This window comes from Mesorhizobium sp. LSJC280B00, from assembly GCF_000502835.1.
Taxonomy (GTDB): Bacteria; Pseudomonadota; Alphaproteobacteria; order Rhizobiales; family Rhizobiaceae; genus Mesorhizobium.
Window position 1 is genome coordinate 1 of sequence record NZ_AYVL01000077.1, and the last position, 6569, is coordinate 6569.

At 58.3% G+C, this 6569-nt stretch carries 6 protein-coding genes and 1 pseudogene; 6 read left to right on the forward strand and 1 reads right to left on the reverse strand.

What is annotated here, in order from left to right; genetic code table 11:
- The first annotated feature begins 499 nt into the window (after positions 1 to 499).
- The 5 genes and pseudogenes from X773_RS72970 to X773_RS72990 all read left to right on the forward strand — a co-directional run bounded on the left by X773_RS72970 (position 500) and on the right by X773_RS72990 (position 5295).
- Complete coding sequence (locus X773_RS72970; RefSeq protein WP_023680843.1) at positions 500 to 997, forward strand: Lrp/AsnC family transcriptional regulator; 498 nt, start codon at positions 500 to 502, stop codon at positions 995 to 997.
- 164 nt (positions 998 to 1161) lie between these two features.
- Positions 1162 to 2568, forward strand: a complete 1407-nt coding sequence (locus X773_RS72975) for an aminotransferase (protein WP_031213417.1) — start codon at positions 1162 to 1164, stop codon at positions 2566 to 2568.
- Between the two features lie 535 nt (positions 2569 to 3103).
- Positions 3104 to 3832 carry a LuxR family transcriptional regulator gene (locus X773_RS72980; RefSeq protein WP_023680845.1) on the forward strand — a complete coding sequence of 243 codons (729 nt, stop codon included), beginning with the start codon at positions 3104 to 3106 and terminating at the stop codon, positions 3830 to 3832.
- A gap of 90 nt (positions 3833 to 3922) precedes the next feature.
- A pseudogene (locus tag X773_RS72985) lies at positions 3923 to 4536 on the forward strand (acyl-homoserine-lactone synthase).
- 45 nt (positions 4537 to 4581) lie between these two features.
- Positions 4582 to 5295: a DUF2285 domain-containing protein gene (locus X773_RS72990; protein WP_023680847.1), complete on the forward strand. Its 714-nt coding sequence runs from the start codon at positions 4582 to 4584 to the stop codon at positions 5293 to 5295.
- 107 nt (positions 5296 to 5402) lie between these two features.
- On the opposite strand, the gene X773_RS72995 is transcribed toward X773_RS72990, so the two are convergent.
- Positions 5403 to 5678, reverse strand: a complete 276-nt coding sequence (locus tag X773_RS72995; protein WP_023680848.1) for a DUF2285 domain-containing protein — start codon at positions 5676 to 5678, stop codon at positions 5403 to 5405.
- A gap of 119 nt (positions 5679 to 5797) precedes the next feature.
- On the opposite strand from X773_RS72995, the gene X773_RS73000 reads away from it, so the two are divergent.
- Positions 5798 to 6043, forward strand: a complete 246-nt coding sequence (locus X773_RS73000) for a helix-turn-helix transcriptional regulator (RefSeq protein WP_023680849.1) — start codon at positions 5798 to 5800, stop codon at positions 6041 to 6043.
- The last annotated feature ends 526 nt before the right edge of the window (positions 6044 to 6569 follow it).

Here is a 6569-nt window from a genome sequence, read left to right on the forward strand (position 1 = left end):
GAATCCGGCCAGACTCAATGTCGCGACATCGGGCCGGGCCGGACTCTGGGCCGTAGCGGCAACACGAGCGGCCATTTGTGGTTCAGCTCCTCGGGAGCCAGACAAGAAAGGCTTTCAAGTCGCTCTCGATGCCAAACACTCAGTATTAAGACTGCATCGACCTGCCGTCGATGGACGCTCAGGGTGCTGTCTAGGGGTACCAATCGGGTCAAGCACCGGAGATACCAAAAAGATGCGGTATTCATTTACGAAGAGGCCGCCGCCGACAGGCGATCACTCCTTTCCAAATGCGTCATCGCCCGGTTGGGGGCAGGGGCAATACCCCAACTGTTCTAAAGCGTTTCTGTTTGGATCGCTCTCAGTCCCCTGACTTGACAACCTCGCAGTGAAGCGTTGCAGGCCGAGGACGATGACGCCCACTACATTCGCCCGCTTCAATTAATGATAGAATTGGTTGGTACTAATTGCGCTGTCGACCACCGCTTGAGAGCAAAAGGTCATGAAGTCGAAACCCGATCCTGTGCGACTAGACGCTTGGGATATCCGGATTCTCTCAGAGATCCAGTCAGATGGTCGGATTTCGAAAAGCGAGCTCGCAAAGCGTGTTCACCTTTCGGCTTCGGCCTGTTCGGAGCGGCTCCGTGTGCTCCAAGCCGCAGGGATCATCGAGGGGTTCTACGCGCGACTCAGTCCAGCCCTCATCGGGGGCATTATCTCTATAATGGTGGAGGTGGTTCTGGATCGCCATCGTCTCGAGGATCAACGACACTTCGAGACTGCGATCCAGGAGATTCCGGAAATCCTGGACTGCTGGGCTATCGGGGGGCGGATCGACTATCTGATGCGCGTTTCATCTCCTTCCATGGCTGCGTATCAGGATTTCATGGAGGGACTGCTGCAGGCAAGCTTGGGTATTGATCAATACTACAGCCTCGTCGTGACGAAACCAGTGAAAACCAATTCACCGATCCCCTTGTCCACACTAAGGCTACGATAAACTCTCGGCGCCATGGTTTCCACGGCGATCGGTAGCGATTCCGCGAATTCGTCGGCTGAGGAGGTGCATTTCAGCGAAACTCGAGAGGTGTTTGCCGGTATGCTAATGGCTACAAAGGCGGCGGGCCGAGTGTTCTCAGCCGACAGATCGCGAGGAGAGGGACGATGCGCTTGAGCAATCTGGGAACCGAGCAACTTCGGGAGAAGGATCGAAGCTTCGTCTTTCATCCGTCTACACACTTGGCCAAGCACAGCCGCGGCGAGACGCCAAACCGGATCATGGCCGGTGCAGAAGGCGTGTACATTTGGGATACGGACGGCCGAAAGAGCCTTGACGGTTTCGGAGGGCTTTACTGCGTCAATATGGGATATGGCTGCACGGAGATTGCCGAGGCCATCGCCCGGCAAGCGCACGAGCTGCCGTTCGCCCATGTCTATGCGAGCCAAGGAACCGAGCCAGTCGCTCTCTTGGCAGAGGCCGTGGTCGAATATTTCGGTCAGAACATGCGAAGGGTCTTTTTCGGCCTCTCCGGCTCCGACGCCAATGAAACCAACATCAAGCTGGTCTGGTATTACAACAACATTCTCGGCCGCCCTGAAAAGAAGAAGATCATCTCGCGCAATCGCGGGTATCACGGGTCAGGGCTGGTTACAGGTAGCCTGACAGGCCTTGCTTTCTTTCACGATTTCTTCGACCTGCCTTTGAATTTGGTGCGCCATACGACGACGCCACATTACTATCGCCAGGCGCACGACGGCGAAAATGAGGAAGCGTTCTCCAGGCGCTGTGCCAACGAACTTGAAGGCCTTATCCTCGCTGAAGGCCCGGAGACGGTTGCAGCCTTCATTGGAGAGCCGGTACTTGGGACCGGGGGTATCGTTCCGCCCCCCAAGGGATACTGGGCTGCGATTCAAGGCGTGCTTGACAAGTACGATATCCTTCTTATTGCCGATGAGGTGGTCTGCGGTTTCGCGCGAACCGGTGAGAAATTCGGTTCCCACCTCTATGGCATGCGCCCGGATTTCGTAACGATCGCCAAGGGCTTGAGTTCCGCCTACCTGCCTATCTCCGGTTCGATTATCGGTGACCGGGTCTGGTCAGTTTTGGAACAAGGGACGGAAAAGCACGGGCCACTCGGCCATGGCTGGACATATTCTGGTCACACGCTTTGCGCGGCGGCCGCGCTTGCTAATATCAAATTGCTAAAGGAAAGAAATATCCTGGAACATGTTCGGGACGTCGGACCGTATTGGCAAGCCTGCATGAAAGCCGAACTGGAGCGACATCCCATTGTTGGCGAGGTTCGGGGCGTCGGCATTCTATCCGCCGTGGAGCTGATGCGGGATCCGAAGGGCCGGGTACCATTTGAACCCGGGCTTCAGGTCGGCGTGCGCGCCGCCGCTGCTCTGTTTGAAAATGGCGTCATAGGGCGCGCGATGCCGCATGGCGACATCCTCGGCTTTGCCCCACCTCTGATCATTACCCGAAAAGAGATCGACATCATCGTCGACGCGACCGCGAAATCAGTCGATACGACCTATCGCGCGCTGAGGGCGGAGGGCGCGATATGATCTGAACGTACCGGATGACGCCTCCCACTCGGAATCGACCGGGATATCACGTCCGGCAGCCCTGTGGCGTCATGACCTGGCGCGCGCAAAGCCACGCTCTTCGCTTTTAAAGGCAACTTGCATGGCGGTGTGCGAACCGATGCTGAAAATGCGACGCCAATCTCGAAAAACACAGTACCGCCTTTCCTTCCGAGACGGTGACGTAGGGCTGCTGCAAGAACACAGACCGCAATTCATCGTGAGGCTGAGCTCCTCCACGGAGACAGTCTCAACAGCCCGCAAACAAACACCCCGACCGCAATGAAGTGCAAACCCAATGAGGACAACTGTCACCTGCTAACAGACGAACTGGAATGAGGTCTCGGTGTCAATAAGAGCGCCGTTGAAGCACATATCGCCCTCCCAAGGCGCACCGGCCCGGCACGGAGCTCAGTCTCCGGCCGGGCCCTTTAGCTGAATGGCTGCGCTTTGGTCGACCCGTCTGGGCTCCGATATGTGGGCCCGAAGCCGTGGGCGAACTCACTGCAGTTTAGCTATGCAAGACGTTTTTCATAGATTTGTAGAGCAAATCGCAGACAGCGCCGACGCGACGGATCTGCGCAACGCTCTGGGCGAGATTGCCTCTTCGCTCGATTTGCCGTCTTTTGCCTATCTTTTCCCTTCGCCTGGCAACGGCCGCAAGGTGCGCCTGATTTCCACCTATCCTCAACCCTGGACATCTCACTACCTTCACAGTCAGTACGAAAAGATGGACCCGGTGATCCATCAGGCGCGTGGTACTCAGGAACCATTCAGCTGGGATGCGCACGGCGCTGATCTCAAACTGTCGACGCAGCAGCGACAATTGATGGATGAGGCGACGCAATTCGGCATTCACTGCGGTTTTACGATCCCGATCCATGACATTGGCGGTCTGTTTGCAGCACTGACCTTCGCCTCCGATGAAAGGCAACCACTGTTCTTCCGCGTGATCGATCGATATGAACGCGCGCTCGAGCTCATCGCGATCTTCTTCCATTTCCATGCCCGTCGTAAGCTGACTGACGCCAGGATAGTGGATGGCGTTGCCCTATCCCGAAGGGAAATCGAGTGTCTGAAGTGGGCGGCTCGCGGCAAGACGGCGTGGGAGATCGGCCGCATCCTGGGGATCAGTGAGCGCACCGCGGCCTATCATCGTGACAACGCCAGGAAGAAGCTTGGCGCGCCGACAACTATTCAGGCAGCCGTTCGGCTGGCACTATCCAGGCCATCGGACGTCACTTGACCTCCCTAACCTGTGCACATGCACAGGTTGTATCAACTCCGGCCTTTGCCTTCAATCGCAAGCATTATCCATGCGAGGGAGAAGGCCGTCATGATGCAGTTGATCACGCCGGATTGCTACGCCGAGTTCGTCGACGAGCTCACCCAGATGCACCGCTTGCGCCATCGCGTCTTCAGGGATCGACTTGATTGGGACGTTTCGGTCAGCGGTGGCTACGAGATCGATCCTTTGATGCGCTGCGCCCCCACTATCTCTTGCTGCGGGCGCCGACCGGGCGCATCGACGGCTGTGTGCGCCTGTTGCCGACCACCGGACCGACGATGTTGCGTGACAGCTTCTCCACTCTGCTTGGAGACCGTTCGGCGCCGGAAGATCCACGGGTTTGGGAAAGCAGCCGTTTTGCGCTTGATCTTCCGCCTGCCGCGCCGAAACAGGCGGGCATCGCTATTGGCACCTACGAGCTGTTTGCCGGGATGGTCGAGTTTGGGTTGTCACGCGGTCTGCGCAGCATCGTCACCGTGACGGATCTGCGTGTAGAGCGGATCCTGCGTCGCGCTGGCTGGCCACTCGAACGGTTGTCCGATCCGCAGACAATCGGCAACACGCGCGCCGTTGGCGGACATCTCAACGTCTCTACCGAGAGCTTGCAAGCCCTCCATCGCAATGGCGGCTTCAAAGGCCCGGTGCTGTGGCGCCGGTCATGAAGATCGCCTGAGCTTCGGGATCCAATCTTCCTCGGAAATGGTGCAATGAACGAGACGAGACTTGGCCCTGCGTGGCCGGACTGGCAAGATGATGATGCCTATGGCTATGTCGAGCAGCTGACCAGCCAGGGCTGGGCCTGGGAATTCCTCAGGCGCAATCTGGACTTCCAGAACCATCTGACGAACGCGTTGCGCCACGCCGAACGTGCGAAAGCCGGTACGTGGACATCATCATGCTGCCGTCGAACACTGTCGATCTTTCGCCGTGGGGCCTTCTGTTTTGCAAGCTCTATCGAAACTGATGCGGGCGTCTTTTGGTGCCCTTGGCAATGTCCGCATGTTTTGCCGGTTGCTGCCGAAATGGCGGCGCGGCCGCGCGGGGTCGACGTGCTCGATCTCGCCGTGCTCTCCTGCCGCATCTCCATACTCGTCACGCGGGATGGGCATCAGCACCTCCTTGTCGAGGACAATGGCAGGAGCTTCCAGTTGGCTGCTTCAGGCGTCAGCATCCTCCAACCTGTGCGTTTGACATCCTCCGCCCTCTGGTCGCCAGAGGAACTGAAGCAACGCCTGAACGCGCTGGAATGTCTGAACAGCCTCCGTTCGACCGGCAGGCTGCAACCAGGATTCTTTCCGACCGAGCCCCGTTGCTCGCGGTTGCGCCGAGTGTTGCGTGCGCTCGACGGCTCCATCGCTGGCGCACCACACCGCGAAATCGGCCTTGCCCTCTTCGGCAGAGCCCGCGTCGACCAGGACTGACCGACCCCGGTGACCATCTTCGCGACAGCGTCCGCCGTGCAGTCAGACGCGGGCGCTCGCTTATGAACGGCGGGTATAAGCGGTTTCTTCTATAGCGATCGTCACCCTCAGGCCTCTTGGCTAGCGAACAGCTCTTTGTACCCCGCGATCACCAGCCAGTGGGCGCGCGCGAGATGGCTGCGAACCGCCTTTTGGGCGCGAGCTGGCTCTCGCACTGAATCAATGCCCAATATCGCCTGCGCCATCTCTTCTTCGCTGGCATTGCCGGCGCATGCGTCTATGAGTCTCAGATAGATCCTGAAGTGCTCATTGTCATAAGCGGTCAGGCTCTCCGCCCAGGGGACCTCGTCGGCAACAGCAGGTTGGAGCAATCTGTCTTCCATTTCATGTCTCGCTGTATGAATTATCCCCCGTCCACCTTTAACTGCACAATATCCTAAAATGGGATAATCCGAAACTGGGATTAGTCCATGAGCCGGTTCCTTCTTGGCCGGTTCGTCTGATGTCGAAATCCCTTCGATCAGCTCGCCAGCGGCGGCTGCTACAACGGCTGATTGCGGTGCGCAAAACCAAAGGGGTCACCCAGACCCAGGTTGCTGATATGCTGGGCCGCCCACAATCCTTCGTGGCCAAGTACGAGGGTGGTGAACGTCGGCTGGACGTAATTGAGTTTCTCGACGTCACCGAGGCTCTCGATATCGATCCTTGCGAGCTTCTGGCAGAAATGCGTCGCTCTCGTGACCTATAGGTGCGTCGCACTTTGTTTGGGTGTCAAACTTCACGATTTACGTCCTTGAGTTCACGGATCAGCGGAATTGCCCTCGCGAAAGTGGTGCCGTGCAGCCGCTCCCCTTTGTTGTCTCTGATTTTGTAGATAATCCTCCGTGGTGAAATCCTCGACCTTCTCGTGCATGGAAATACGAGAGGTCTTTGCCCGCAATCTGCATAGGCATCGCCAAAAAAGAAATTGTCGTAAGAAGCGCTGGCCCATGAGGCTGGCGTCGACCGAACAACGGCCGCCGCCCTTGCGGGCGGCGCGGTTTGTCTGTTGGCCTTTCCCGGTGGCGCGGGGTGGGCGGCACTCCCTTCTAGGCCCGCCGCGGCAGCCCGCAACCCTTCGCGTGCCGCTCAGGGTCCTCCTCTTCGTTCCGGTCCTTCGGATGCGGTCCGCCTACCACGGCGGGCCTTTCCGGTCGCGGCTCGCCGCCCACCCCGCTTCCGGGGAAAGGCGCGGCGATTGGCGAGCGGAGGATGAGACGATGCATGCAAACAGC

What these genes read in the sequence shown, in the direction of transcription:
- X773_RS72970 (WP_023680843.1), top strand. Translation starts at nt 500, where the DNA reads ATGAAGTCGAAACCCGATCCTGTGCGACTAGACGCTTGGGATATCCGG.
- X773_RS72980 (WP_023680845.1), top strand. Translation starts at nt 3,104, where the DNA reads ATGCAAGACGTTTTTCATAGATTTGTAGAGCAAATCGCAGACAGCGCC.
- X773_RS72975 (WP_031213417.1), top strand. Translation starts at nt 1,162, where the DNA reads ATGCGCTTGAGCAATCTGGGAACCGAGCAACTTCGGGAGAAGGATCGA.
- X773_RS73000 (WP_023680849.1), top strand. Translation starts at nt 5,798, where the DNA reads ATGTCGAAATCCCTTCGATCAGCTCGCCAGCGGCGGCTGCTACAACGG.
- X773_RS72995 (WP_023680848.1), bottom strand. Translation starts at nt 5,678, where the DNA reads ATGGAAGACAGATTGCTCCAACCTGCTGTTGCCGACGAGGTCCCCTGG.
- X773_RS72990 (WP_023680847.1), top strand. Translation starts at nt 4,582, where the DNA reads ATGAACGAGACGAGACTTGGCCCTGCGTGGCCGGACTGGCAAGATGAT.